This is a genomic window from Pelosinus fermentans DSM 17108, from assembly GCF_000271485.2.
Lineage (GTDB): Bacteria > Bacillota > Negativicutes > DSM-13327 > DSM-13327 > Pelosinus > Pelosinus fermentans.
The window spans coordinates 298,406-325,146 of the sequence record NZ_AKVN02000001.1 but is presented as its reverse complement, the minus strand read 5'-3'; the positions used below and the strand labels follow the sequence as shown (position 1 = coordinate 325,146).

Genomic DNA, 26,741 nt, shown 5'->3' with positions numbered 1-26,741 from the left:
TTACATATTCACAGCTGTCTATTTAAATGCTAACAGATTTCATTCCTCCATAAACTGCACCAATTCTTTATTGAATTTATCCCGCTGGTCATAGAACAATCCGTGACCGCTGTATTTGAAGGGTACAAGTTTAGAGTTTCTAATTCCTTCATGTTGTGCAATAGCCAATGGAAACAGACAAACTTTATCGTGAATGCCATGAAGAATTAATGTAGGAACACATATGGTTTCAAGATCAGAAAAGAGCCTTTCTTCATCCAGCCACGAATTCGCAACTGCAGCGGTAGACCAGCCTGCCGCTTGTAATCCTAATTGAAAGAACCAGTCCGAAAAAGGCTGGGTTACGTACTGAAAGAAAAACATGTCTCCAAAGCCCCTAAGCATTTTGGGACGATCATCCAGTGTATCTTGAATGATTTTATCTACGTCTTCTTTCTTTAACCCATGAGGAAAATATGGACGTTGAATCAGGCTGGGAGCTGCAGCTGCAAAAAGAGCAAGCTTCGCTACCCCATAGCCATTGTGGCGGGCCATATAGCGAATCACAATGCCTCCCCCTGTAGAATGTCCTCCAAGTACAAAGTCTTCTAAACCAAGGGCTTCAACCACACATCGAATATCATCTGCGGATTGATCATAGTCATAGCCTCCCCAAGGCTTATCCGAATTGCCGAATCCTCTAAGATCAATTCCAATGCAACGATAGCCCATTGCCGGGAGCTGGTCAAATTGATACTCAAACATTCTATGATTAGCAGGCCAACCATGTATAAATACAATGGTCTTACTGCTTCCCGGGTTGACATCTTCCACATAAAGATTTATGTTTGGCTCAACTTCAATAAAATATCCCATGCAAATCACTCCATTAAAAGTCTCTACATGGTACTATATTCAACTCGTAAGAAAAAAGCACAGAATAGGTCGTATTTAGATGGTTAAAAATTCCTTTGCATAAACCAAACATATGTTCTACAATATAATGAAGATACATAAAGGAGTTAATGCACATGGATGTTTTTGACAAGCTGAAAATTTTGACCGACGCAGCCAAATATGATGTGGCCTGCACCTCCAGCGGAGTGAATAAAAAGGCGTCCGCCGGAGGAATTGGCAGTGCAGCGGCCAGCGGCATCTGCCACAGCTTCTCAGGAGACGGTCGGTGCATCTCACTATTAAAGGTACTGATGACCAACGTATGCGCCTATGATTGTAAATACTGTGTAAACCGTAAGTCAAATGACACTCCACGAGCGTCTTTTACACCACGGGAATTGGCAGAACTGACCATCAATTTTTATCGACGCAATTATATTGAAGGGCTTTTTTTAAGTTCCGGCGTACTGAAAAATCCGGACTATACCACCGAGCAAATGATTGAGGCACTGCGCATCCTGCGAGAGGAATACCGATTTTTTGGATACATCCATGCAAAAGCCATTCCTGGAACAGACAGCGGTCTCATTGCCCGGTTGGGCATGCTGACTGATCGCATGAGTGTAAATATTGAACTGCCTTCCCAGAGTAGTCTGCAGCTGCTGGCACCGGACAAGTCTAAGCATTCTATTTTAGCACCTATGAAATACATTCAAAATCGCATCCAAGAAAATTCTACAGATATCATAAAATATCGCCATGCACCAAAGTTTGTTCCTGCCGGTCAGAGTACTCAAATGATTATCGGCGCTACGCCAGATACTGATTTTCAGATCTTGAATTTAACAGAAGGTCTTTATAAAAAATATAAGTTAAAGCGGGTATTTTTTTCTGCCTATATGCCTGTAGCCGAAAACGTCCTGCTGCCCACCTTAGATACAACTCCGCCTCTTTGGCGGGAACATAGGCTTTATCAAGCGGATTGGCTGCTTCGATTTTACGGTTTCACGGCAAATGAGCTCCTGGATCAGCAGCACCAAAGTTTTAATCCCTTTTTAGACCCAAAATGCAATTGGGCACTCCATCATATGGATTTCTTTCCTATAAATATAAACCGGGCACCCTACAGTGACTTGCTGCGGGTGCCCGGCATTGGCGTAAACAGCGCCAAACGAATTGTAATTGCCCGCCGCTCAGCAACCCTCCAATTTAATGATCTAAAGAAACTGGGAGTTGTACTAAAGCGGGCACAGTATTTTATTACTTGCGGCGGTAAAGCCACAGGCAGCTTAAAAATTACCCAGGATAAAGTACTGCAGTCTTTAATGTCAGAAAAAACCTTAGGTATGTATCACCAGAGTTTTCCACTTCAATCACAGAATAAGCAGCTCTCTCTTTTTGAACAGCCACCCATGATATTATCTGGATACCCACAGGAGGATCTTCAAAGATGTTTGACCAGTCCAATCTGATTTATCGTTATGACGGAAGCTTTGACGGGCTGCTCTGCTGCGTATTTGAGAGCTATGATAAAAAAGAAATTCCGACAGAAATCATCCTGCCGGACGCCTCCCAGACATTTCTCTTTGCCGCTAAAGAAATTAGGACTGACATGGAAAAATCAAGCCGAGTACTGGCTTCCATCCCGGAGAAAATGGGATGCGATGCTCTGAATTTCATACGACGCGCCTTCCTAACCTGTGCTGAAAAAAAAGAGTTGTACATTCTTCTATTCCTGCGTTTAGGTTATCGCTATGGACGATCCATAATGGGTATGTTGACCGATGACACAGTTAATACCCTGTTTAAGGCTGTGAAACATTTAGATAACGAAAGTCACCTGTTGAAAGGATTTGTACGATTTTCCATCTTCAACAATATTCTGGTTGCCCAAATAGAGCCAAAAAATTACGTACTGCCGCTGATGACCCAGCATTTTAGTGAACGTTATCCAGAAGAGCGTTTTTTAATCTATGATAAAACCCATGGCATGGCATTGGTTTACCAGCCTTACCAATCTGCCATAATTCCAATTGAAGATCTTGAGCTTCCTGAACCGGATGAACAAGAACAATCCTACCGGGAGCTATGGCAGCTCTTCTACGATACCATCGAAATACAGGGCCGTCACAACCCTAAATGCCGCATGAGCCATATGCCAAAACGTTACTGGAAATACATGACAGAATTCGGCAGTCTCCCCAAAAAATCTCCGCTGAAACTGGAGGATACCGCTAAGTTCCTTATACCATAATCTTGGTCTTCCATGCACCGCTTTTCCAGCGCCATAACATACACATTCCGCGCAGCCATTCATCGACAAGCATCAGAGCCCAAATTGCCGGCAGACCAAATCCCAAAATGACTCCCAGATAGTAACCTAGCCCAATGGTAACAGACCACATGGAAAGTATGGCAACGATCACAGGAAAATTGACATCTCCAGCGCCCCGCAAACCATAAATAAAGACAATATTAAACGTTCGTCCCGGCTCTAAAAGAGCATCAATTGCAAAGATCAGAGCACCAAGAGCAATAATCTTTGCATCTGTGGTGAAGATCCCAATAAGTTGATACCTAAATACAAACAACATACCTCCAATGATCCAGGCCGAAGCAAAGGCGACCAAAAAATTATGCATTCCAGCTTTCTCTGCTTCTTCAAATTTCCTGGCACCCACTAATTGTCCGATCATAATAATATTGGCTTGCCCAATAGCTAAGGAAAATAGAAAGGCCATCTTAATAATGGACCAGGCATAGGTGCGGGTAATATATGCATCGGCTCCCAAATGGACAATAATGATGGTCATAAGCACCGTCTGACTCATGTTATAAGACATGTTTTCCATTGCAGCGGGAAAGCCAATCTTCAATAACTGTTTCAACTGGGTCTTAGGAAATTGAAGTAAATGACGCAGGATATCGAGCTTAAGCAGCTTAGTAAATAAATATACCAAGGCAGAACACACTGCAATTCCTTTACTGCAAACAGCCGCAATCCCAACGCCGTAAACCCCCATCGCCGGAATTCCTGCCACTCCAAGTCCTAGTACTACAGATCCAATCAAATTTAAAACATTCATAAAAGCGGTTATCGCAAGGCACTGCTTGGTTCTCCCAAATCCTTTCAGTATGGCATCAGCCGACGACAGCATCGCGTCAAAAAAAATAAAACCACCTGCTAAGAGCAAGTAGGTATGAGCGTAGGATAATAAATTATCAGCAATTCCCATAAACATCAACATCTTTTTTCCGCCAATGACTAGCACCAAACTGGCTATCCCGCCTAAAATCGCATTAAACAGCAGGGATACAGCAGCCACTTTATCAATTTCTTCCGGTCGTTTGGCCCCTACATTCTGCGCCACTAAAACCGAGGTTCCCATGGAAATGATGGCAAATACCAGAAAAAAATTCCATAAAATTTGAATCGTAGCTTCCACAGCTGCTGCAGCAACACTGTCATACTTGCTTAATATAAATACATTTACAAACCCTACCAACGTAATCAGAAATAATTCCAAAAATATCGGCCAGGCAAGCTTAAATAACGATAACTGACTCACAGCCATTCCCCCCATGCAACACAAACAGGATTCCAAATACAATTTGTTTATCCTATCAGAAAACTGTGAGATTGTCAAAATTCCCTGCAATAAAAAAATGAACCACAAAGACGCAAAGGACACAAAGGGTTTTATTATATTTTTTGTGTTCTCCTTTGTGTGCCGCGGGTAGCGGCATTGCGCCTTTGTGGTTCATAAAATCTTATATTTTCTTTACTTCGTAACTTTCTTCATAATGATCGTCTCTTGCCCCTTGCCTTCTTTTGATCCATGGGTATATCCTACGACATCAAAATGCTCGCTTAGGCGCTTTGCCAATACTTCATAATTAGGGGCTTTCCCCCGCATACAGGTAGACAAATGCACCACATCTACGCCATTTTTGATCATCGTCTCAATCTTATGATCAATATCACCGTCAGCATGAGAAAAAGTAATCAGCTCAATATCGCCCTCGTATCCGGCAAAAGCATCCTTTCTTTGAAAAAAGGCATTAAGGCAACCTTTACCAGTACAGCGCTTCATGGTTTCTTCTCTGACTAATATAGCAACTTTCATGGTTCACCTTCATTTTTACATTTTCGAAACGCCTTTCCATATCTATCGAAATAACTCGATCTACCGTTTTAAAGCTGACATGGCCACTAGTGTCTTTTCAAAAACTTCGTAAGTCAAGGCTCCTTCTAATACCTTTTCTGTCCCGCTAAAGATAGTCGGAACCCATTCCAGCTGCTTGTCCATACATTCCTGATCCGCTTTCAGCAATATTGGAAGATAGCGTTCACTTGCCACTGCCTGCTCAAATGCTGCTATATCCAGACCAATCTGACGAGCAATGCCGATTAGCACCTCTATATCACCGATATTTTGATCTAACACATAGCTGGTTTTATAAACCTCGGCAACCCACTCCTGCACCTTACCGTTGTCGCGGGCAAATTCCAATCCCTGCAAAGCCAGCCGCGTATTCGGTACCAACAGCTTATTTCCCGGTACAAGACCAGCTGGTTCACCAAGGGCATTCAGTTTCTCCACTCTTTCACTAAATACAATACCAGGCACGACATCTTGGATCATCCGGCCGCCTTTCGGAAGATCCGGATGTATTTCCCAGCCAACCCAGTCATCAGCCAGATCAATTGTCTCTTTTAGCTTTTGAACAAATCCCCATGCAATGTAGCAGTATGGACAAGAAAAATCAAAAATAATACGTAATGGTAAAGCCATATCGATCTCCTCCTACTATCATGTATTGTATCCCCGAAGAACAACCATAAAATCTCTATTTCTATTTTATTCTATTTCTCATTTTACATACAAACTCCTGCAAGATCATTCCTTGCAGGAGTTACTATTTATCCTTTTTTTTCCTAACTGCTTTTCAGCAGCTGCAATACTCTTTCAGGCTGTAGCTTTGCTATCTTCGACACAATTCCAGCATTTGCATCACCCAGACTGGTTTTTACTTGTTCCATCTCCTTTTTGACCATATGAGAATCTGTTATCCCCGAAGAATTGATCTTTTCAGCTGTCACACTCTCTTGATTTTTTAATTTATTTCTTATATCCTCAAGCTGCGCTTGCTTATCGGTAACATAGGATATCGCCTCATCAAAAATTCTGCTGGCTGCATCAGGATGGTTAATAAAATCCACTTGATCCGTACCAAGAGCCTTGCTATCTACTTTAAACTGTGTGTAATTTCCCCTACTGCTTTCAATCATAGCAGCTTTATTGTCCTGATATGGAATTTGATCTTCCCTGCGGGTTGGCCAAATGACACGGAAGTTTTCCAGCGGTGTATCCGTAGGATGGTTGATATCAGGAATTACCGATTCTGCCGTCTGAATGGGACCGCCATCAACAGTAGATCCTCCAATAGCTCCCGTATCTCCTCCAGCCAGAGAGGCTCTAAATTCACCCGCTGTATCAAGATTATAGATAAATGCAGCCCCATTCCCATTTTTAACATAATCATTAACAAAAGCCTTCACATTAGAATAACGAGAGACATTGTTCAACGCTTGATCAAGGCTTTCCGTTGGGTTGGACTTTAGATCCGTCAGCAAATCTTTTATGCCGCCGCTATAGCCATCTTCTTTTATCTTCGTATGTAAATAACGTACTGCCATGGATGCTGCCGAATAATGTAAACTCGTATTCGCCCAGGAATGATTGGTCCCATCACCCAAAGCATCCTGAAGCGCTGTTGCACCTTTCATACCTCCACCACTGCGCTTTAAATCAAGGACCACCCTCTCGTTAGGACCATGGATGAATTCCGCAGTTCCTTCTTTAAACCAGTTAGGCATCGCTTGAAAGTTCATTGTCCGTCCCATGAGTACATGAACCATCTCATGAGTAACAACGCGATCGTCGTACTGCCCCGGGTCTCTTCCCCCATTGGGCAAAGCAGCTGGAAGTGCACTTTTTACGGCAATATGCATGGTCTGGTTAATTGCTTTCCCATCTTTGTCATAATTGTACATGATCGCAGCAAGATAAGGTACAGAATCTTCATCCAGCACGATCTGCAATTCTGCTCCATCGCCAACTAATCCATAGCGCTCCTTAATGACATCTTCCGCTACTTCTAACCAATCACTTTTTAAAGCTGTTATAACCTCTTCATTATTCGGATCTGATGAATAAGTGGTATTATAGCTGTCAATATCATGATTTATACTATTAATTTCGTTTTGAAACCTTTCCTTTTCAGCTTCGTCTTGAGAATCAGCCGCTTGAGCTGCTAATTCTTTCCCTCGCTCAAGCATGCTGCGAATTTTATCTAAATCTTGATCCGCAGCTTGCAGCAAGGATACACCATTTTGCATATTTTTCAATGTTTGCACCGGTATATCAGCCTTATTCTTTGTATCTTCAGACATTTCAACCTTGACAGCATCTTCATAGTTTGAGGAACTTGTCTCTATATTAGGAACAAGTGATAGAGGCTTCTTCTTTGATACATTATCTTTCTGACTCGCTGCCTTATTCGTTTCCACAATTGCGCTATTAATTCTCATTGGTACTCACTCCTAACCCCTCGTGAGAAGGTAAAACTTTTTCCTATCCTGTATTTTATATCGAAAGGATTTCTTTGAACTCTATTTGACCATATGCAATTAAACCAATTATATAAAAAAATCAATGAACCGCTTTTCGCGGTTCATTGATTTTTTTATAAAGTTATTGCTGTTGTTTAACTGATTGTCTAACATTAGGATTTGCCATTAATAGTGCTATTGATTTATTATTATCTATTTACAGACATAGAACTTACTTGTATGCGAGGAATACTCGCTTCACAAGGCACAGCCGTCTGGCATTTTCCACAGCCGTATCTGGGACGATAGCGCGCCAATACACGGTCAAGGTAATCTGAGCAAACTGCATTATCCTTACCTTGCTCATTGATCGCCAACGGAGGGCAGCGCAAGATACAAGCACCGCATTTTGTGCAATGCTCATCAATTCCAGTATACTGCCGCTCAGTAGGATCAATGGCAGCATCTACAATGATACTGCCAATCCTGCCGGCGGAACCATGGGCGGTAATTAATGATCGATTCAGGCTGAAGGTTCCTAAACCAGCTACAAAAGCAACATGTCGCTCTGACCAATTACTGCGGCGATTCACCACACTAAAACGAGAATCCAGACCGGGAGCAACAGCTCGCATTCCAGAATCCTTAATAAAGTGCACTAAATAGTTCCTCAAAGAGTTATTGAACTGCTCTCCTTCATAGCGTCCATACATCCATTCCCGAGCAGCTAGCCCTAATTTTCGATTCGCTTCACGGACTCTTTTCGTGAAAGGCAGAAAATAAGATATAACCGACTTGGCACCTTCTAACCACTCTTGGGGCATTCGATGCTGTGGGCCTACAACCTCATTTTCTTTTAACTTTGCAAATAATGGGTCAAAAGCATCTGCTGCCGCAATCAGCGGTGCATCAAAAAGCTGCAGCGAATCTAACTCTGCAATCGTATTCAGCGGACTATCCTTTGTGAAGGACCACGCAGCATCTTGTATCCCCTGTAATGTTATTCCTGTCATACATCATTCCCCCATCCCCAATACATTGCGTCACCTAAAACCAATGGTAATTTTCTAATTTTATTGTACTATATCTCCTTAATTCTGTATAATTGAAATAAGAGAATCATTATATCAATTATATTGAACTATAACAATTGGAGTGATAACAACTATGGATCTACGAGGACTCAAAACATTCCTAACGATTGTAAAACTGGGGAGTTTCCAGCAAGCCGCCCAAGAGCTTCGCTATGCACAATCCACTGTAACGATGCAAATTCAAAAATTAGAGCGAGATTTGGGAGTTACCTTATTTGAACGGGGGAAAAGCTTTCGCCTGACAGAAGCAGGAAGAATCTGCAGCGAACAATCCGCCCATATCCTGCGAGATGTCGATCAATTACAAAGTACTATGAGTGATATCACCCTCGGAGAATCCGGCTCCATTTTAATAGGTGCTATAGAACCTGCTGCAAGTTATCGATTGCCTAATATTTTGGCTGCCTTCATGGAATGCCATCCAAAAGTACAAATATCAATTCAAATTGGAAATACATGCACTTTAACGGAACTGACTCTAAAAGGCGAAATCGACTTTGCTATCTCTTCTGTACCGTCAACCAGCTCTGGCTTAACGTTTGAGCCTTTATTTTCTGAGCCTCTTGTATTGCTGGTTCCTTCCATGAATCCCCTTGCAGTAAAACAAGATATCACGATACAGGATTTAAAAGGCGAGCGATTTCTAGTTACCTCCCGAGAATGTGTTTTTCGAAAAAAACTATCGATTCTATTACAAAAAATAGGCACTTCTTACTCAACACTTGAAATCAACAGTTTAGCTGCACTTAAGTATTATGTCCAAGCAAATCATGGCATTGCCCTGGTTCCCGCAGCCACCGTCACACCAGCTCCTGCTGGTACCGCAGTAAAAATAGTACAAGATTTGAATCTGGATCTAGAAGTTGGATTTTTGCGCAGCTCTGAAAGAAGCACCTTTGGCGTAGCTGAAGAAAAGCTTTTCACTTTCTTAAGAAAATCCTTATGCGTCCTTTAAAATATATAAAACACATTAGAACCGCAGAGGCGCAGAGAACACAGAGAAATAATTAATAGGATTAAAGAATCCCTCTTTGCGCGCTTTGCGTCTCTGCGGTTCAATCATTCTTTCCCGGCTCTCTTTCGCAAAGTACACAAAGGATTTTATTTATATTTTTTGTGTTCTCCTTTGTGTGCCACGGGTGGAAACAATAAAATGATCAGCTGCTCTATCTTCTAGAGCAGCTGATCATCTTTATGGGAAATAGCCATTGTAATGCTGTTGGGAATCGCTTCAGAAAGAAGGAGTGCCCATGGTCCCCACCTTCGTGGGTAACAAATTGGCAGTATTCCCGAGAAAACCCTTTATCTAATAAAATCCCATACGCTTCTTGATTCTTTGCGACCATGTTTCTTTGCTCGTTATCTTTTCTCGTCCCCTCTAATGATCCAACGTCCATGTAAATCCTGCGCCCGAGATGTACAATATCTGCTGAACGCATAAACGCAATAAATCCTGCATACCAAAAAGAGCCTGAGATCGAGGCAATCCTGCCAAAAACCCCGGGATACAGGTACGCCGCGTACATCGAAATCAATCCCCCTAAAGATGCACCTGCAATTGCTGTATTTTCCGGATTCCTTATCGTACGATACTTCTCATCTATGTACGGTTTCAGCTCCTTTACCAAAAAAGCAAGATACTGGGCTCCCTGACCGCCAAAGTCAGAAAATCCTGCTGTTATCGCTTTCGCAAACCAAGGACTATACTCATCATTGCGATTATCCGGTTTAATACCTACAAAGATAAACTCCCGCAGTTCTTTTTCAATCATCATTTCTTCTAACTCACTCAGACAGTCGCGAAACAGGTAACCCCCATCATGCAGATAAACAACGGGAAAATGCTCCTCATGCATATCATAGGATGGCGGCAGATAAATACAGATTTCGCTGCTCATAAAAGCGGTAAGAATCAGCGTTCCCTTCATGCCTCTCCTCCTATTGCTTTTTTCTCTGTCTGCAGATTATCATAACTAAAACAAACAGGTACTCCATCCCGAGGATCAAGCATCACCCTGGCATCGATACAAAAAACTTGTTTTAATACTTCTGGCGTAATCATTTCCTGAGGGCTGCCCAATGCAACGATATGCCCCTCCTTCATAGCAACAATCTCATGAGAAAAACGGGCTGCGTGGTTAATATCATGCAGCACCATCACAATGGTGCACTGTCTCTGACGATTTAACTGCTGCACGATCTTCAGCACTTCTAACTGATGCACCATATCCAAATAGGTAGTCGGTTCATCCAATAGAAGAATTGCAGTTTCTTGTGCCAATGCCATCGCCAGCCATACCTTTTGCCGCTCTCCTCCTGACAAGCTGCCCAGCTCGCGATGCCGAAATGAAATCGTTTTAGTAATATCCATAGCCCATTCAATGGCCTTTTGATCAGCTATTGAACTTTTTTGTCCTTGATTGAGATGGGGGAACCGCCCGTATGTAACCAATTCTTCTACTGTCAACTCATTAGGTCCCACTGGATTTTGGGGAAGAAGTGTGAGTTTTTTAGCGATTTCCCGGGTAGCAAGGCTTTGTAGATCCTGGTTATATAAAAAGACGGTTCCTGCCTTTTGTTTAAGAATCCGTCCCATGGTTTTCAATAATGTTGATTTACCACAACCATTAGGACCAATAATCGTGGTGATTTCCCCTTCTTTCACAGAAAAATCAAGATCCTGGAAAACCGTATGCTGCTCATAGCCCGCCTGCAGTTTTTCTGTTCTAAGTATACTCATATCCATACACATCCTCTTAGGCTTTACTTCTAAATAATAAATAAATAAAATAAGGTACTCCAATCAGGGATATGATTGTCCCTGTAGCAACTTCGGCCGGTGCAAAGATGTTTTTGGCGATGAAATCTGCCACTATCACAAGAAGCATGCCTAACATTGCACATAGGGGGATCATTTGCTGATGACGAATACCCGTCAGGGATTTGGCTAAATGAGGAACTATTAATCCTACAAACCCGATGCTCCCGGACACAGAAACACAGGCACTAACCAGTCCAGTGCTGCAAAGCAATAAAATAACCTGCTCTCTCCCCACAGAAACACCCAGGCTTTTGACGCTGCTTTCCTCTAGTTGGAACAAATCAAGAATGTGGGCTTTCCAGAAAATGATAGGCAGTAAAAATAAGAACCAAGGCAATATGGAGATGCTATATTGCCAATTGGCATGAAACAGACTGCCGACGCTCCAAACTGTCGCTGTATGAAAATCCGTAGGATCCATTTTTAATGTAATATACAATGAAAGTGCCGCAAAACCAGAACCAAGGGCAATTCCCGTTAACAAAAAGCGTTGAGAATCCAGCCTCCCATTTTTCCAGGAAAGAAGATATACCAAAATAGAAGCAGCTAATCCTCCAATTAAACCAAAAAAGGGCATAGCCAGTATCGAAAACCAATCTGATCCAGCAAGTTTTCCCTGATAAAAGAACATAAATACAACAATGGCAAGACCCGCTCCAGCATTAATGCCTAAGATGCCAGGATCAGCCAGCCCATTTCGGGAAACACCTTGTAATACAGCTCCGGCGACCCCCAGACCCGCCCCTACCAACCCGGCAATCACGATCCTGGGCAGTCGAAATTGATAAATCAGCACATCATATTCTCCGTTTCCCTGACTGAATAGTGTCTTAACGACCTCAGCAAAAGTAAGATCAAAGACTCCATAACTAAGGCTTATATAAATAGCAGCCACAATTAGCCCTAGAGCAGTAAGCATGATGCCCACAAAACGTTCCTGACTGTATCTAAGCATACTTATTGCCCCCCTTTTTCCTCGCTAAATAAAGAAAAAAAGGCACGCCAATCAGAGAGGTAATGACTCCAACCGGAGTCTCGAAGGGATAGTTGAGAAAGCGGCTTACTATATCAGATAAAGCCAAAAATATGGCCCCTAGTACCCCTGAACAAGGTATGACCCATTTATAATCAGCACCTACAAGGAAGCGGACGATATGGGGAATAATCAGACCTACGAAAGCAATTTTGCCAGCTAAGGCCACAGCACTCCCCGTCAAAAGCATGACAGCAGCTGCAGCCAAGACTTTAACGACAGTAGTCCGCTGTCCCAAACTGACCGCCACTTCTTCTCCCAGGGAAAGTACGGTGACAGACCTGGCAATTCGAAGAGCCGCAAGCATTCCGACTATTACAAAGGGAATTGCTAATCTTACTTGCTCCGGCTGCAACTGATGCAGACGGGCATGATACCAAAAGCCAATATCCTGAGAGATTTGAAAATAGATTGCTAACGCAGAAGCAAAGCTGCTTAGAAAGGTTCCAATAATCGTTCCTAATATAGCCAGCCTGACTGGCGATAATCCATTGGGCAGTATGGATCCCAAACCAAAGACAATCCCCGCCCCAAGAGCAGATCCGGCAAAGGAAAATATGATCCGCTGCAAATCAGAGGCTTCGGGCAGCAAAATCATACTCAAGGTAACAGCTAAAATTGAACCATCACTGATACCCATAATTCCGGGAGAAGCCAGATAATTTCTGGTAATTCCCTGCATCAGCGCCCCGGATACCGCAAGAGCACAGCCAATCAGCATAGTTCCCATCGCTCTGGGCAGACGGGAGCTCATAATAATCTGGTGATCCACATTGGTGGGATCGAATTGAAATATGGCATTTCGTATCGTCATCATATCAATCTCTTTTACACCATAGAGTATAGATAAAGCCGCCATCAGAAGGATCAACGCTGGAGCTGCCAGCAAAATCATATAAGGAAAATAACGTTTTACATGCATTGATTCCACTCACTTTGTACCGTTTATTGTGATAATTTTTCTATAGCGGCATTTAGGAACTGAATTTTTCCACCGATCGCTACCCCTTGCACCAAAGGGTCAACTACATTGATAAATACATTATTATTTTTTACCGCTTTCATACTCCGCCAAATCGGATTCTGCTGCAAGTCTTTCAATACATTAGGCTGAGCAGGACTTTCAAGGACGGCATATTGTAAAAAGATATAATCCGGATCCATTTCACTGAACTTCTCTAAAGAAATGACCTCCTGTGCTTTGACAGCTTTAATTTCCTCTGGGACAGACAAACCTAATTCCCCATAGAGTATTTCATTAAAAAATACATTGGCTGGATAAACACCGATATTACCCGCACGAATTCGTACCGCTACCACTTTTTTGTCCCTCACGCCTTCCGGCAGACTAGCTTTGGCAGCTGCCGCATCCTGCTCATATTTTCGCAGCACTTCTTCTGCCTTCTCTTGTTTACCAGTCAACTCGCCAAGAAAGAGGAGATTGGCTTTCCCGTCAATGGGAAAATGGGATATGGGAATGGTCGGAGCAATTTTTTTCAATTGCTCTGCCGTAGATGCAGGAAATTTGTCGCTGCTCAAAATGACATCCGGCCTTATTTTCAACATCGCTTCAAAGCTAGGCTGCATCCGTTCTCCGATGGGTTTCGCATCTTTCGTAATGTCTGCAAACAAGGCAGGAAACGTCCCCCCAATCGTCATAACACCAACGGGCTTCACCCCCAGGATTAACAGATCCTCTAACGCTTCCAGCGCACCAGTAACTACAATTTTTTCAATCTTGCCAGGCAGAACATATTCTTTTCCAAGGTACGAATAACGTTTTTCTCCTGCCTGTCCCTTTACTGAAACTGACGCACTCGATTTCGCTTGATATAGAACCGTCTTATTGACATAAATACCAGTAATGAGACTGCCAGCGATTACAACCGCCAATCCTAACATCCATATTTTTCTTGTCATGCTATTGCTCCTTACTTTATCTCAGTATGAAAGAAACGTACATCTGCTCCTTTCATGAACTTACACTGATTTTATTTCTCAATTAAAGATAGCATTTCTCCTATGAATTTCTTAGAAGGATATTACGATTTTTATAATAATATTGTGATTTTCAGAAAATAAATATCTTGTAGAATCCAAGCACACTCACCAAATCTCATTGACAAGCAAGGCAAAGAAGCATACAATAAATAAAATCAATAATTGATAACGGTTATCACATTATAACGATCTGCATGATTCTAACGTTAAAATTAGAATCCGATCTGATGTTTTGGAGGTATGCTGCATGTCGGTTCAAGAACATATTCGTCAAATCGATACAAAATTCTTTTTGTGTACTCATCTTCCCATTCGAACCTTTGATTTCAACGGAAATCTCATTTATTCCGCTGGCTATAACCGGGAGATGGAAGATTTTTTTGAACACCATGACATTTTTGAGCAAGTACGCCAGGAACTTGTCACAAAAACCGAGAATTGCATTATTACGATTCCCTGCTTGGAATCGATTTCTTTCACCGCTTGCTGGGTCTGCAGCAAAAACATCAATTGGGGCTTTCACATCCTAGGTCCTTACACCACGTTGGAAACGGTCAATCTCTCCGACATCGTATACAAGCCAGCCTATTGCATCCCATACTTAATTACACTGCTGGGCACCATAGCGGCAGATAGTGCGTATCTAAAGCAGAAAATCAAGAAATTTAATGACATGCCCTATAGTGCCTATGTCAAAAAATCTATTGATTACCTGAATGCACGCTACCATGAAACAATCACACTGTCAGATATTGCAGCACACCTGAATATCAGCAAATATTATCTTTGCAGCTTATTTAAAAAAGAGACGGGGAAAAATTTTTCTCAGTACCTAAATGAGATCCGGATTGAGAAAAGCAAGGAACTGTTATTGAAGGAAAATGTATCGGTCTTGGATATTGCTCTTTCTGTGGGATTCAATAATCAAAACTACTATAATGTAATGTTTAAAAAGTTTATGAAATATACTCCCTTAGAGTTTCGCAACCAATGCAAATCATCATAACTGCATTGCAGCTATATCTATTGAAAATAAAAAACACCTCGCCACGTCATATTTAAGCAGATAAACGAATCGAACCACAAAGACGCAAAGGACACAAAGGGTGGGATTTATATTTTTTGTGCACTCCTTTGCGTGCCGCATCAGCGGCATTGTGCCTTTGTGGTTCATAATTTCTTATGTTCTATAAGAAACACTAACTCATCCTTTAAGACATAGCCTTTTTGAAACACACAGAACACAAAGCTATAAAATAAACACGTCCTGTGTGTTTATCTACATCTTTGTGCTCTGTGTTTCTTACTATCTACCTTTGAAACATGGCATTCCATCTGTCAGAAGCTTATTTCCTCGGACTGATAAAGCTCAATTGTCGTTTTTTCAGCCAACAGATTGGCTGATTTTTGCCGCCACGCAGTAAGATGAGGTGTTTTAAGATGCTCTGCAAGAGCCTCTTTGTCTACCCATTTTTCTACAAAAGCGCAGCGATTGTCGGCATATGGATCATCCAGCAGCTCATAACTTATACATTTCTCTTCTTTCCGGGTGGCTGCAATCACGTCTTTTGCCAGAGCAAATAGTTCAGCCTTTTTTCCGGGTTTCAGCGTTTGTCTTGCAATTACAATTACCATAATATATCTCTCCTTATTTTAAATTAAGCTATACCATCTTTCTCTATGTACTCTTTTCCACTAGAAAGAATATTCCTGCAACGCCAGCTCATCCGCGCCAGAAGATTTCTATTCCAAAATCCAAATACGCTGGGCTCACTCCGCTCCTCTTCTTAACATGGCAAGATTATTAATTTTAACTGACGTCCGGTAAAATTCGATGATGCCCTCGTCACGCATGCGGCCTAGCTCCCGGGAAAGTGCCGTGCGGGAAACGCTGAGAAAATCAGCTAATTCATTGCGCTTTAAGGGCAAAACAAAGGTATTCTTTTGATTGATCTTATATTGCTCAAGAAGATAAATACTTATTTTCTCCCGCATGCCTTTTATCGCCAAATATTCCACTCTTTGATTCAGCATCAGTGCCTTAGTTGATAAAAGCACCAGCATATTTTTAATCAGTTGCTTATAACCGCCACAAACATGAGTGCATTCACCGATTATTTTCTCAGGGGGTAAAAACATCACTGAGCATGTACTTTGCGCAAAAACCGATGCCGGCCAATGTTTTCTTGGTGAGAAAGCAATCATTTCTCCAAACAAGTCTCCTGGACCAATCACCGTCATGATAACACGGCTGCCTGATGCACTTTCCTTTATGATTGCTGCCTCCCCTGATAACAAGATGCCCAAACCCGTGTAGGGCTCACCCTCGACGACAATATAGCTATTTTTGCTATAGGTATTGATTTTAGGCTTTAGACATTCTAACATGATATCTAACTGACTCGGTGAAATATCATGAAAAATAGGCGATGAAACCAGAATTTTTACTACATTTGCATCCAAATGATCCTCACCTCACTTTAGGTAGCCATAGCTACCGATTTTTTACTTATATTGTATTACAGTTAAGTACAAGAATTCAATGAATATCCGTTAGGAGGAATCTACGATGCAACTTCGAAAAGTTAGTAAAATCGATGAAGAAAAATGCACCGGATGCGGGATTTGCACCCAAACCTGTCATGAAGGTGCTTTACAATTAGTCAATGGTAAAGCTAAATTAATTTCAGCCTCCCAATGCGACGGTCTCGGGATCTGCTTGCCAGTATGCCCCAATGGTGCAATTACCCTGGAAGAGCAGCCTGTTACAGCTGCCCCAGCCAGTGCTCCTGCAAATACAGCCTTTCAATGCCCGGGAAGCCGTTCTAACCGAATTGAAAGAAAAATGGCTGGCAGCCAACTGCCAGAGCAAACAATCGTGCCACAATCCCAATTGCAGCAATGGCCTTGTCAGATCAAACTCATTCCTGCCACTGCCAGTTATTTTGACAATGCTCATGTTTTGATTGCTGCAGATTGTACCGCATATGCCTATGCTAACATTCATCACGATTTTATGCGTGATAAAATTACCTTAATTGGCTGTCCAAAGCTGGATGAGGGCAATTATGCCGACAAGCTTAAAGAAATCTTCCAATCCAATACCATCAGCAGCATCACCGTATTGCGAATGGAAAAGCCTTGCTGCAGCGGTTTGGTAAATGCTGCCCGGGAAGCATTAGAAAACAGCGGCAAGTCCATTCCCTTTGACTTTGTAATCATCGGAGTTGACGGCAGTATTATCCGTACACAACACTAAGTTAACAATATAAATTACACCCTCATTGCTGGAGTTTATTACAATTAAAATAAACTCCAGCAAATTTTTCTTTACTCTGCTGGAGTTATCTTTATCCAATCGGTTAATACTAAACCGAATCAAAATTATTATTTAATTTCTTTAATAAACGCAGAAAAACTTTCTGTTCTTCAACGGAAAAACCCTTATAGGCTGTCTGATATACCTCATTTGAAATCCCACTGAACTTTGCCTGCATTTGCTTGCCCTTCTCCGTAAGCATGATATACGTGACTCTCTTATCTATCTGATTTTTTTCTCTTATGATATAGCCTAAATCCATTAGTTTATTTACTAATGGTGTTATCGTTGATTTGTCTTTGCCAATTGTTTTGGCTATTTGTTTCATAGTTAGCTTATCATGATTTTCATAAAGAGCAGTAAGAATATTTCCATGAGACGGAATCAAATCATCCAATTCATTTTTCTGTAGTTGCTTTTCAATAAAGTGTAACATTTTATCTTTCGTTCTACTGATAAAGTAAACGATGTATTTATCCTTCATAATAACAACCTCATAACAAATAATAATTCTATACCGGATAACCATTGTAATTATAGTACTAGGTAAAATCCCATGTCAATATGGAATATTCTTCAAAAGCAGATAATGGTTTGACACAAAACTATTATCTGTTATAATGTCTTTAACAAACTTTATTCAATTACGAAAGGAAAGTGAATCCATGTCTATAACCCATTTTAAAGCCATGTTAGTAACAGAAAATACCGATGCTACATTTTCAAGAGAAATTATCAATAGAGAGCTTACTGCCCTTCCAGAGGGAGAAGTTTTAATTCAGGTGAAATATTCTTCTTTAAATTATAAGGATGCTTTATCTGCCTCCGGCAATAAGGGTGTGACAAGGAAATATCCTCATACTCCAGGCATCGACGCCGCAGGAATTGTTGTAAAAAGCAGTAATGAAAAATTCCAAACTGGCGATGAAGTCCTGGTTACTGGTTATGATTTAGGCATGAATACATCTGGCGGCTACGGCCAATATATTAGAGTACCTGCAGAATGGGTAGTTAAGTTACTTGAGAATCTTTCATTACGAGAAAGTATGATCTACGGAACTGCTGGCTTTACGGCTGCTCTTTCCGTCTATAAAATGATACAGGGCGGCATCAAACCCGATGCAGGCAATATCCTGGTAACGGGAGCAACTGGCGGTGTAGGCAGTATTGCAGTGAGCATCTTACATAAGCTTGGCTATAGTGTCATTGCAGCTACTGGTAAAGCCCAGGCCAAAGAGATGTTATTGCAAATCGGTGCCAAAGATATCATCTTAAGAGAAGAGCTTAATGATCAATCAGGAAGAATCCTTTTAAAAGGAAATTGGGCTGGAGTCATTGATACCGTTGGCGGAAATATGTTAGCCACTGCGTTGAAATCCACTAACTATGGCGGCAGTGTAACTTGCTGCGGAAATGTAGCCTCTCCTGAGTTATTAACTTCTGTATATCCATTTATCTTAAGAGGCATCACTCTATATGGAGTGGATTCCGTGATGTGTCCTATGGATTTGCGTTTGGAACTCTGGTCTTTACTCGCAACTGAATGGAAACCTCTTCAGTTGGAACAAAATGTCGAAGAAGTATCATTAGAGGGCTTAGATAAAAAAATTGACTTAATCCTGCAGGGAAAACTCCAAGGCAGAACCATCGTCAATCTTGATTTGTAATCTATGCACGAAAGTACTGATGCATCTTTAAAAAAACAGATAAAACGAAATGAACCACAAAGACGCAAAGGACACAAAGGGTTCTGTTCTCAACCTATTTTTTGCGTTCTACTTTGTGTGCCGCGGGCGGCGGCATTGCGCCTTTGTGGTTCATAAATTCTTATGTTCCCTCATCTATAAATTGTATCTCATAGTAAAAACGAGGTGCGGCTTTTATGCTGCCCTCGTTTTTTTGCTGCGGTATACAATTTATATAGTATCTACATTTCGCGAACATTTTTTTGCGTAATGCTCAATAATCTCTCTTCGGCGAATGATCCCGATAAAAATTCCGCTGTCATCCACCACTGGAACAAAATTTTGTACGATGGCTAAGGAGAGCAGTCCTTCTATTTGAGCATTTACACGCACTGGGTTATTGATTATCCGCCAAGGAATTTCGTTTATCATAACCCGCTCTGTATCAGCAAAGGTTAAGCCTGGTGTGTTTTTCATTTTCCATAGTAAATCCCCTTCAGTAATTGTCCCGGCATATTTACCATCCTCATCAATGAGTGGAACAGCCGAATAACGGTGATATTCCATTTTTTCAAGGGCCTGCCGCATTGTACTATTCACTGGCAAATGAACGACTTCATTTTTGGGAATCAGGAAAAATGCAATGTTCATGGAAAAGAATCCTCCAACTTCGATTTAGTCCTGCTCGCAGTACATTAAATTGCCCTTATGGCATACTTTACTTATTCTACACGAGCCATCATTTTTCCTGGTTTTATGCCTTCTTCCTCATTGCAATTTTTTCTATCACTACAAAAAGAACAGGAATTAAAAAGATCCCAAGAGTCGTAGCGGTAAACATTCCACCAACCACTGCCGTCCCCATAGAATTTCTGGCACCAGCCCCGGCTCCCGTGGCAATTGCTAAGGGAAAGCAGCCAATAATAAATGCCAAGGATGTCATCAGAATCGGACGCAGACGGATCTTGGCTGATTCTATGGCAGCCTGTACGGGGTCCATGCCTTTATCAACCCTGACTTTAGCAAATTCAACAATTAATATTGCATTCTTTGCAGCCAAGCCAATGAGCATCACCAGGCCGATCTGCATATACACACTATTTTCTAAATTACGCGCATACTGGAATAAAAACGCGCCAAAGATTCCTACAGGAACGGTAAGCAGCACTGCAAAGGGAACACTCCAGCTTTCGTAAAGTGCCGCTAAACACAGAAATGCAAATACCATTGCCATGCCAAATACGATAGGAGCCCGATCACCGGAAAGCTTTTCTTCCCGGCTTTGACCTGACCATTCATAGGTATAGCCGTCAGGTAATACTTCTGCCGCTACTTCTTCTAAAGCTGTCATTGCCTGACCGGAACTGTATCCTGCCGCCTGGCTGCCGCTGATTTTAACAGACTTAACACCGTTGTATCTTGTAATGACCGAAGGAGCACTTACTTTCTTGGGTTTTACCAAGGTATTTAAGGGTACCATTGTGTCATTTGAACTTTTTACAAACAGATATCGCATGGCATTTTCATCACTGCGAAATGCGGCGTCTGCCTGTACGGTGACTTTGTAAGTACGTCCAAATTTATTAAAATCATTTACCTGGGATCCACCAAGGAATATCTGTAATGTCGTAAATACATCGTCAACATCTACACCCATTTTCTCAGCTTTCGCCCGGTCTACTTCAAATTCATATCCCGGTGTATTAGCTTTGAAATTCGACGCAATTGACCCGATTTCAGGACGTTGCTGTGCCGCAGCAACAAATTTCTGGGATATGCTGTCTAAATCATCCAGTGAACCGCCGCTTCGATCTTCCAGCATGAAACTATATCCGCCCACCATCCCAAGTCCTGGAAGGGCAGGAGGAGCAAACGAAATTACAGTTCCTTCCGGTAATTGAGCTCCGCTCATAAAGGTTTGTGCAATTTCTGCTTTCACTTGTAATTGCGCATCTTTCCTTTCTTCCCACGGAGCCAATGAAATGAACATTGCACCTGCATTTGGCTTGGTTCCTCCACCTAGCATGTCCATTCCCGATAAGGACATCACATTTACAACGCCTCCTTGAGAGGACACGGTCTGGGTTAAACCTTTCATTGCACTAATCGTACGATTTAAGCTCGATGCTTCTGGCAAAGTAAGAGAAGTCATATAGAATCCCTGATCTTCATCAGGCACAAAAGAGGTGGGAACCAGCTTATACAATACGCCAATCAAAATAAATACAATCAACAGCAAAACCATACACAAACGTGCCTTCCCAATGATTTTTGCTAAGCCTGCTCCATATTTTTCGATTGCCCTGTCAAAGCAGTCATTAAATTTATCAAAAAATCTGCCAACAGCCCCCTTGTGACTATTGGGATCATATGGTTTCAATAGCAGTACGCAAAGTGCCGGTGTAAGGGACAGCGCAACAACAGCAGATAGAGCCATGGATACTGCAATGGTTATAGCAAACTGTTTGTATAAAATCCCCATCATTCCGCCAAAAAAAGCCACTGGAATAAATACAGATGCCAAGACAAAGGCTATGGCAACTACCGGTCCGGAAACTTCGCTCATCGCCCTTTTCGTAGCTTCTAAAGGAGTCAGTCCTGAATAACGCATATGATGCTCAACTGCCTCAATTACAACAATCGCATCATCGACTACAAGCCCAATGGCAAGCACCATGGCGAATAAGGTCAATGTATTGATGGTAAATCCTAAGGCACTAAAAGCGCCGAATGTTCCCAGCAAGGATACGGGAATTGCCAAGGTAGGAATCAATGTGGCACGCCAGCTCTGCAAAAAGAGGAATACAACAATGACTACCAGCAGCAGTGCTTCGGCAAAGGTTTTCCCAACTTCTATCATTGATTGCCGTACAAAATTAGTATTATCAACGACTATTTTGTATTGCAGCCCCACAGGGAAATTCTTTGACGCTTCTTCCAGAACTTTTTTTACATTGCCGATTGTCTCTAAGGCGTTTGCATCGCTGGTTAACTGAATCGCAAAGCCGGCACTTTGATGCCCGTTAATCAAACTGTCATAGGTATACTCTTTGCTGCCGAACTCGACTCTGGCTACATCCTTGATATAAACCGCTGAGCCATCGGAATTGGAACGAATAATAATATTTTCAAACTCTTTAGCAGAACTCAGACGTCCCTTTACCCGGGCCGTATACTGGAACTCCTGATCAGATGCAACCGGCATTTTTCCAAGAGAACCAGCAGCAGCCTGGACATTTTGCTTTTCAATAGCCGACGTCACTTCACTTGTAGATATCGCCAGCTCCGCCATTTTTTCAGGCTGCAGCCATATTCTCATACTGTAATCGGAACCAAATGCCGATACATCGCCGACACCTTTGACTCGTTTAATATCATCAAGGAAGTAAATGCTTCCATAATTCTTTAAGAAATTCACATCATAGGTGTCATCTGGAGAATAGAGATTAAAAATCATGGACATATCTTGGGATGCTTTTCGAGTTGTAATGCCTGTTGTCTGAACAGAAGTTGGTAATGATGCATTGGCTTCCGATACACGATTTTGTGTCTGCACGGCTGCAGTATCAGAGTCTTTGCCAGATTCAAATTGAACTGTTAAGGAATAGGAACCTGAATCTGTACTGGTGGAAGCCATGGAAGACATACCTTCTACGCCATTTACTTGCTGTTCAATTACCTGTGCTACCGTTTGATCTACAACATCTGCATTTGCCCCCTGATAGCTTGTGCTAATGCTTACTGTCGGCGGCGAGATTTGCGGATACTGCGCCACAGGCAGGCTGAAGGCAGCGGTTACGCCTATTATTGTTATGATGATTGATAAAACAATCGCAAAAATAGGGCGATCAATAAAGAATTTAGCCATTGAAATCTCCCCCTTATTGCTTCGCCGGAGTCTGTAAATCCTCCGGTTCTATCATGGTTACTTTTAACGTCGTTCCTTGTTTAACCTTATCGATTCCTTCTACAACAATACAATCATCAACCGTAAGTCCTTCTTCTACGATCCACATGTTGCCGACCTTATTTCCCATCTTCACGCTGCGGCTTTCGGCTTTGTTGTCTTTTGTCACTACAGTCACAAATGTATTTTCCAGCAATTCTTTTACCGCCCGCTGGGGAATTAGCAACGCTCCCTGGCGAACATCTCCTTGGGCTGATATCCGGGCAAACATTCCGGGCAAAAGAAGTTTTTGCGGATTACTAAAAGCTGCTTTTAGTGTAATGGTTCCCGTAGTATCACTTACGCCTTTATCAATTTGCTCAATACGACCAATTAATGGATATTCTACTCCATTACTAAGCGTCAGCTTGAGATTGTCCTTAAAATTACTTGGCAGCGTACCATTCCCTAGCTGAGCAAAGTTTAAGTATTCATTCTCACTCATACTAAATTGCACCCAAATAGGATCCATTGATGATACGGTAGCCATAGTAGTGGATCCCGCCACTACATAATACCCGTTGCTTACATCATTTACATCAATTCGTCCATCAACTGGTGAGACGATCAACGTATCTTGTGAATCCTGTTCAGCCTGCTGCAAATTGGCCTGATTCACGTCAACGGTAGCAGCATCTTCTTCGGCTTGGGATACGTTGGCATCTACTGTTTGCTGGGCAATGCCATTTACACTTGCTAATTTCTGATATCTTTCCACATCTTTTTGGGAATTGCGAAGGGTCACTTTCGATTTATTGAGGGTTGCCCTAGCAGAATTTATGGCTGATCGATACTGCTTGTCATCAATCTGAAACAATGGCTGCCCCTTATAAACTAAATCTCCGCCATTGACCATTTTAGCTACAATGTTGCCAGATACTTTAGACATAATTCTGATTTCATCTTTTGATTTTACTTGTCCCACGAATTCATACTGAATCGGAGTATCACGCTGTACTACTTTCGTTGCTTTTACTTCTACTGCTTGTGGAGCTTGGGTGGTTTGTGTCTTTGAGAACCAGCCAAAATGTACAATTACAGCACCTGCTAAGATTGCCGAAATCATGATCGCGGCATATGTTCTAGTTGAATATTTACTGCTCACTTACGATTCCTCCTAATAACAACATTGGTGATTTATTTCACTGGCATTCCCATAGCCTGCTCTAACTTTGCTTTATTGGTATTGTAGTCATACAAAGCCTGAATATGATCTTTCTTGGCGGAATCTAACGATAAGACTGCATCAAGAAGGTCCAGATTGGTACCCACTCCCACATCATAACGAACTTTCTGGATCATAAGACTTTCTTCGGCTTGCTCTACGGATACTTTATTTGTCTCAATCCTCTTTTCTGCTTCATACATGCTTAAATAATACTGGCGAACACTTAGCAAAATAGAATCCCGTTCTGTCTTTGCCTTATCTTCCACCATATCCACATTATGCTGTGCTTGCTGCACTTTGGAATGGGTTAATCCGGAATCAAATACATTGAAGGATGCCGTCATTTTTATCGTCCAATTGTTATTTTCAGCACCAGGCAGATGCGTATCATTCCAATTCTCTGTAGCTGCCAGATCAACAGTGGGCAGATAGCCGCTTTTGGCAATTTTAACATCATATTGAGCGCTGGCAATGTTTGCTTCATATTGCGCCAGCTCCAATCGATGTTTTTTTGCATATTCAATACATTCCTCAAGGGTTTGTGAATATTTCTCATATGTAAAGCTGTCTTTTAATTTCAAATCTGTATCATGGGATAACCCAATTGCATTATTGAGTGCAGCTACTGCATTATTATAATTATTTTGAGCTTGAATCAGGCTATCTTGAGCCTTTGCCAAATCAACTTGACTTGACAGAACGTCTGTTTTAGCAACAAGACCTAACTCATATTTTGTTTTTACTAAGTTCAAATGGTCTACATAGTTATTCACTGTTTCTTGATTAACTTGTACTTCGTTGCGATATTCCAATACCGTAAAGTAGTCTGTAACTACTTCTAATTTAAGCTGCTGTTTCGCCAAGTCAATCTCCATTTCGGCTACTTTAAGACTCAGTTTAGCCTGATCAATTTTACTCTCTAATTCATTGCCCGAGTAAATCGGCAGACTAAGGGATAAGGTATTATCAAACTCAGTAGTGTAGGTGTATGCCGGTGTTAACACTGTGGGTGCTGTCTTGTACCTTTCACTTATGTGACTATAGTCAATAGAAACGCCTTTATTCTTCTTAGCTTCTTTAACAGCCCAATACGACTTTTCCCGCGAGGACTGTGCATACTTTATATCATGATTATTCTGCAGAGCTAATGCTATGCTATCATCCAATGACAGCTCTATGGGGTTTGCAAACGCAGCCTGACTGAAAGTCAGAATGAGGATGATGGGGACTAATGCTGTGAAACATCGCTGTATGTTCATACGTTACCTCCTAATGAATCTTAGATCTGTAAATTATACCAACCTAAAATTACATTTAGTTGTAACTTATGTGTCGATTCTGTCACAATCCTTATTTTTTTTATAAAACGACAAAAAGCAGCTAGATACGATTTATATCGTGTCTTCAAATACAAATAAAATAATCTTTTGTTATAATCCATATAAAATTGCTTTGTATTTCTTTTTTGCAAAAGATCATTCTATACAACAATAGGGAGGTTTTATCTATGAAAAAAATCATTTATGTGGTCTTTTTATTATTCATTTTCACTTCCGCTCTTTGCTCGGCCAGCCCTGTACCAAACTATTCTTTGGGGGAAATCTCAATTGACATGAATTTAGGTGCTCCGGACCTGACAAATGACAGTGGAAAAGCTGACGGAAAATACAATGTAGGATACAGCGTAACAGCAGGGGTTGGATTTGGTTTTGCCGGACAATATACCTATAATAATTTCAAAACAAAGTCGCCTCTTAATGGAAGCAATGAGATTAAAGCCCAGCAGCTAAATGTAATCAGTAACATATTTGACACTATTGCCAATGTTTCTGTATTTGGAGGTATTTCACAAACGGAGGCAGTTGGCGGATCTCAAAAAGATGGACTCGTCGTGGGTATTGCTGCGAATGTTCCAATTGCACCAAAAACGAAAGTCTACGGAGTACTTAGCACAGGCAATCACCTAGGAGGCTATGAAATTGGCATAAGCTACCGGATCGCCAAGGATACTGACTTTAACCTTGGTTATCATGATACTAAATATAAAGATTTAACATTTGAAGATAATACCAAAAATGACGTCATTTCAAAAGGTTTTGTTGGCGGTGTTCATTTTAAACTGTAATCCATACATAGCAAAAAACTCCCTAAATCATTATGTTTAGGGAGTTTTTTAAGTCAT

At 41.5% G+C, this 26,741-nt stretch carries 25 protein-coding genes; 7 read left to right on the top strand and 18 right to left on the bottom strand.

The features are described from left to right. Positions 1-39 precede the first annotated feature (39 nt). The gene (locus FR7_RS01525; protein ID WP_007938119.1) at positions 40-855 is read right to left on the bottom strand and encodes an alpha/beta fold hydrolase; all 816 of its coding nucleotides are present in this window, start codon (positions 853-855) and stop codon (positions 40-42) included. Positions 856-1,010: 155 nt separating this feature from the next. Here FR7_RS01525 and FR7_RS01520 point away from each other — a divergent pair, with 155 nt between their 5' ends. Together FR7_RS01520 and FR7_RS01515 are read left to right on the top strand one after the other, a co-directional pair. Next, positions 1,011-2,348 carry a putative DNA modification/repair radical SAM protein gene (locus FR7_RS01520; protein WP_007938117.1) on the top strand — a complete coding sequence of 446 codons (1,338 nt, stop codon included), beginning with the start codon at positions 1,011-1,013 and terminating at the stop codon, positions 2,346-2,348. Next, on the top strand, positions 2,327-3,130 hold the full coding sequence (locus FR7_RS01515) for a TIGR03915 family putative DNA repair protein (protein ID WP_007938115.1): 804 nt from the start codon (positions 2,327-2,329) through the stop codon (positions 3,128-3,130). The genes FR7_RS01520 and FR7_RS01515 overlap by 22 nt, the downstream gene beginning before the upstream one ends. Here the strand turns inward: FR7_RS01515 and FR7_RS01510 are convergent. The 5 genes from FR7_RS01510 to FR7_RS01490 form a co-directional block, all read right to left on the bottom strand. Continuing rightward, complete coding sequence (locus tag FR7_RS01510) at positions 3,120-4,451, bottom strand: MATE family efflux transporter (RefSeq protein ID WP_036667610.1); 1,332 nt, start codon at positions 4,449-4,451, stop codon at positions 3,120-3,122. The two genes, FR7_RS01515 and FR7_RS01510, sit on opposite strands and share 11 nt — an antisense overlap. Positions 4,452-4,658: 207 nt before the next feature. After that, the gene (locus FR7_RS01505; protein ID WP_007938107.1) at positions 4,659-5,003 is read right to left on the bottom strand and encodes a CGGC domain-containing protein; all 345 of its coding nucleotides are present in this window, start codon (positions 5,001-5,003) and stop codon (positions 4,659-4,661) included. 60 nt (positions 5,004-5,063) lie between these two features. Beyond that, complete coding sequence (locus tag FR7_RS01500) at positions 5,064-5,672, bottom strand: DsbA family oxidoreductase (protein ID WP_007938105.1); 609 nt, start codon at positions 5,670-5,672, stop codon at positions 5,064-5,066. Positions 5,673-5,815: 143 nt separating this feature from the next. Next, positions 5,816-7,471: a flagellinolysin gene (locus FR7_RS01495; RefSeq protein ID WP_007951728.1), complete on the bottom strand. Its 1,656-nt coding sequence runs from the start codon at positions 7,469-7,471 to the stop codon at positions 5,816-5,818. Positions 7,472-7,701: 230 nt separating this feature from the next. Beyond that, the gene (locus FR7_RS01490) at positions 7,702-8,505 is read right to left on the bottom strand and encodes an epoxyqueuosine reductase (protein WP_007938103.1); all 804 of its coding nucleotides are present in this window, start codon (positions 8,503-8,505) and stop codon (positions 7,702-7,704) included. A 154-nt stretch (positions 8,506-8,659) separates the two neighbouring features. On the opposite strand from FR7_RS01490, the gene FR7_RS01485 reads away from it, so the two are divergent. Continuing rightward, positions 8,660-9,541, top strand: a complete 882-nt coding sequence (locus FR7_RS01485) for a LysR family transcriptional regulator (RefSeq protein WP_007938102.1) — start codon at positions 8,660-8,662, stop codon at positions 9,539-9,541. Positions 9,542-9,752: 211 nt separating this feature from the next. On the opposite strand, the gene FR7_RS01480 is transcribed toward FR7_RS01485, so the two are convergent. Genes FR7_RS01480 through FR7_RS01460 form a run of 5 tightly spaced genes read right to left on the bottom strand, consistent with a single transcriptional unit; the run spans position 9,753 to position 14,360 of the window. Next, positions 9,753-10,514 carry an alpha/beta hydrolase gene (locus tag FR7_RS01480; RefSeq protein ID WP_007938101.1) on the bottom strand — a complete coding sequence of 254 codons (762 nt, stop codon included), beginning with the start codon at positions 10,512-10,514 and terminating at the stop codon, positions 9,753-9,755. After that, complete coding sequence (locus FR7_RS01475; RefSeq protein WP_026084517.1) at positions 10,511-11,326, bottom strand: ABC transporter ATP-binding protein; 816 nt, start codon at positions 11,324-11,326, stop codon at positions 10,511-10,513. The genes FR7_RS01480 and FR7_RS01475 overlap by 4 nt, the downstream gene beginning before the upstream one ends. Positions 11,327-11,342: 16 nt before the next feature. Continuing rightward, positions 11,343-12,362 (bottom strand): FecCD family ABC transporter permease, encoded by a 1,020-nt coding sequence (locus FR7_RS01470; RefSeq protein WP_007938099.1) that lies wholly within the window; start codon positions 12,360-12,362, stop codon positions 11,343-11,345. Beyond that, positions 12,355-13,362, bottom strand: a complete 1,008-nt coding sequence (locus FR7_RS01465) for a FecCD family ABC transporter permease (RefSeq protein ID WP_007951724.1) — start codon at positions 13,360-13,362, stop codon at positions 12,355-12,357. Before FR7_RS01465 ends, FR7_RS01470 begins: the two co-directional genes overlap by 8 nt. A 23-nt stretch (positions 13,363-13,385) precedes the next feature. Continuing rightward, entirely contained in the window at positions 13,386-14,360 is a 975-nt protein-coding gene (locus tag FR7_RS01460; protein ID WP_007951722.1) for an ABC transporter substrate-binding protein, read from the bottom strand. Positions 14,361-14,688: 328 nt separating this feature from the next. Between FR7_RS01460 and FR7_RS01455 the strand changes: the two genes are divergently transcribed. Next, the gene (locus FR7_RS01455; RefSeq protein WP_007951719.1) at positions 14,689-15,447 is read left to right on the top strand and encodes a helix-turn-helix domain-containing protein; all 759 of its coding nucleotides are present in this window, start codon (positions 14,689-14,691) and stop codon (positions 15,445-15,447) included. A 332-nt stretch (positions 15,448-15,779) separates the two neighbouring features. On the opposite strand, the gene FR7_RS01450 is transcribed toward FR7_RS01455, so the two are convergent. Continuing rightward, a complete protein-coding gene (locus FR7_RS01450; protein ID WP_007951718.1) occupies positions 15,780-16,076 on the bottom strand; it encodes a putative quinol monooxygenase in 297 nt (98 codons plus the stop codon). 135 nt (positions 16,077-16,211) lie between these two features. Continuing rightward, the gene (locus FR7_RS01445; RefSeq protein WP_007951717.1) at positions 16,212-16,904 is read right to left on the bottom strand and encodes a Crp/Fnr family transcriptional regulator; all 693 of its coding nucleotides are present in this window, start codon (positions 16,902-16,904) and stop codon (positions 16,212-16,214) included. Between the two features lie 106 nt (positions 16,905-17,010). Here FR7_RS01445 and FR7_RS01440 point away from each other — a divergent pair, with 106 nt between their 5' ends. Then, entirely contained in the window at positions 17,011-17,700 is a 690-nt protein-coding gene (locus FR7_RS01440) for an ATP-binding protein (protein ID WP_007951715.1), read from the top strand. Between the two features lie 109 nt (positions 17,701-17,809). Here FR7_RS01440 and FR7_RS01435 read toward each other — a convergent pair whose 3' ends face one another. Next, positions 17,810-18,244 carry a MarR family winged helix-turn-helix transcriptional regulator gene (locus FR7_RS01435; RefSeq protein WP_007951713.1) on the bottom strand — a complete coding sequence of 145 codons (435 nt, stop codon included), beginning with the start codon at positions 18,242-18,244 and terminating at the stop codon, positions 17,810-17,812. Positions 18,245-18,380: 136 nt separating this feature from the next. On the opposite strand from FR7_RS01435, the gene FR7_RS01430 reads away from it, so the two are divergent. Continuing rightward, positions 18,381-19,427 carry a YhdH/YhfP family quinone oxidoreductase gene (locus FR7_RS01430; RefSeq protein ID WP_237769478.1) on the top strand — a complete coding sequence of 349 codons (1,047 nt, stop codon included), beginning with the start codon at positions 18,381-18,383 and terminating at the stop codon, positions 19,425-19,427. Between the two features lie 249 nt (positions 19,428-19,676). On the opposite strand, the gene FR7_RS01425 is transcribed toward FR7_RS01430, so the two are convergent. The 4 genes from FR7_RS01425 to FR7_RS01410 form a co-directional block, all read right to left on the bottom strand. Continuing rightward, the gene (locus tag FR7_RS01425; protein WP_007938084.1) at positions 19,677-20,096 is read right to left on the bottom strand and encodes a CBS domain-containing protein; all 420 of its coding nucleotides are present in this window, start codon (positions 20,094-20,096) and stop codon (positions 19,677-19,679) included. Positions 20,097-20,199: 103 nt separating this feature from the next. Further along, positions 20,200-23,313, bottom strand: coding sequence for an efflux RND transporter permease subunit (locus FR7_RS01420; protein ID WP_007938081.1), 3,114 nt, complete (start codon positions 23,311-23,313; stop codon positions 20,200-20,202). A gap of 13 nt (positions 23,314-23,326) precedes the next feature. Further along, a complete protein-coding gene (locus tag FR7_RS01415) occupies positions 23,327-24,496 on the bottom strand; it encodes an efflux RND transporter periplasmic adaptor subunit (RefSeq protein WP_007938079.1) in 1,170 nt (389 codons plus the stop codon). A 32-nt stretch (positions 24,497-24,528) separates the two neighbouring features. After that, entirely contained in the window at positions 24,529-25,818 is a 1,290-nt protein-coding gene (locus FR7_RS01410; RefSeq protein ID WP_007938077.1) for a TolC family protein, read from the bottom strand. 248 nt (positions 25,819-26,066) lie between these two features. Here FR7_RS01410 and FR7_RS01405 point away from each other — a divergent pair, with 248 nt between their 5' ends. Beyond that, on the top strand, positions 26,067-26,684 hold the full coding sequence (locus tag FR7_RS01405) for an outer membrane beta-barrel protein (protein ID WP_007938076.1): 618 nt from the start codon (positions 26,067-26,069) through the stop codon (positions 26,682-26,684). Positions 26,685-26,741 lie beyond the last annotated feature (57 nt).

Coding starts and splice junctions, on each gene's coding strand:
- FR7_RS01525 (WP_007938119.1), bottom strand. CDS start 855: ATGGGATATTTTATTGAAGTTGAGCCAAACATAAATCTTTATGTGGAA.
- FR7_RS01520 (WP_007938117.1), top strand. CDS start 1,011: ATGGATGTTTTTGACAAGCTGAAAATTTTGACCGACGCAGCCAAATAT.
- FR7_RS01515 (WP_007938115.1), top strand. CDS start 2,327: ATGTTTGACCAGTCCAATCTGATTTATCGTTATGACGGAAGCTTTGAC.
- FR7_RS01510 (WP_036667610.1), bottom strand. CDS start 4,451: ATGGCTGTGAGTCAGTTATCGTTATTTAAGCTTGCCTGGCCGATATTT.
- FR7_RS01505 (WP_007938107.1), bottom strand. CDS start 5,003: ATGAAAGTTGCTATATTAGTCAGAGAAGAAACCATGAAGCGCTGTACT.
- FR7_RS01500 (WP_007938105.1), bottom strand. CDS start 5,672: ATGGCTTTACCATTACGTATTATTTTTGATTTTTCTTGTCCATACTGC.
- FR7_RS01495 (WP_007951728.1), bottom strand. CDS start 7,471: ATGAGAATTAATAGCGCAATTGTGGAAACGAATAAGGCAGCGAGTCAG.
- FR7_RS01490 (WP_007938103.1), bottom strand. CDS start 8,505: ATGACAGGAATAACATTACAGGGGATACAAGATGCTGCGTGGTCCTTC.
- FR7_RS01485 (WP_007938102.1), top strand. CDS start 8,660: ATGGATCTACGAGGACTCAAAACATTCCTAACGATTGTAAAACTGGGG.
- FR7_RS01480 (WP_007938101.1), bottom strand. CDS start 10,514: ATGAAGGGAACGCTGATTCTTACCGCTTTTATGAGCAGCGAAATCTGT.
- FR7_RS01475 (WP_026084517.1), bottom strand. CDS start 11,326: ATGAGTATACTTAGAACAGAAAAACTGCAGGCGGGCTATGAGCAGCAT.
- FR7_RS01470 (WP_007938099.1), bottom strand. CDS start 12,362: ATGCTTAGATACAGTCAGGAACGTTTTGTGGGCATCATGCTTACTGCT.
- FR7_RS01465 (WP_007951724.1), bottom strand. CDS start 13,362: ATGCATGTAAAACGTTATTTTCCTTATATGATTTTGCTGGCAGCTCCA.
- FR7_RS01460 (WP_007951722.1), bottom strand. CDS start 14,360: ATGACAAGAAAAATATGGATGTTAGGATTGGCGGTTGTAATCGCTGGC.
- FR7_RS01455 (WP_007951719.1), top strand. CDS start 14,689: ATGTCGGTTCAAGAACATATTCGTCAAATCGATACAAAATTCTTTTTG.
- FR7_RS01450 (WP_007951718.1), bottom strand. CDS start 16,076: ATGGTAATTGTAATTGCAAGACAAACGCTGAAACCCGGAAAAAAGGCT.
- FR7_RS01440 (WP_007951715.1), top strand. CDS start 17,011: ATGCAACTTCGAAAAGTTAGTAAAATCGATGAAGAAAAATGCACCGGA.
- FR7_RS01435 (WP_007951713.1), bottom strand. CDS start 18,244: ATGAAGGATAAATACATCGTTTACTTTATCAGTAGAACGAAAGATAAA.
- FR7_RS01430 (WP_237769478.1), top strand. CDS start 18,381: ATGTCTTTAACAAACTTTATTCAATTACGAAAGGAAAGTGAATCCATG.
- FR7_RS01425 (WP_007938084.1), bottom strand. CDS start 20,096: ATGAACATTGCATTTTTCCTGATTCCCAAAAATGAAGTCGTTCATTTG.
- FR7_RS01420 (WP_007938081.1), bottom strand. CDS start 23,313: ATGGCTAAATTCTTTATTGATCGCCCTATTTTTGCGATTGTTTTATCA.
- FR7_RS01410 (WP_007938077.1), bottom strand. CDS start 25,818: ATGAACATACAGCGATGTTTCACAGCATTAGTCCCCATCATCCTCATT.
- FR7_RS01405 (WP_007938076.1), top strand. CDS start 26,067: ATGAAAAAAATCATTTATGTGGTCTTTTTATTATTCATTTTCACTTCC.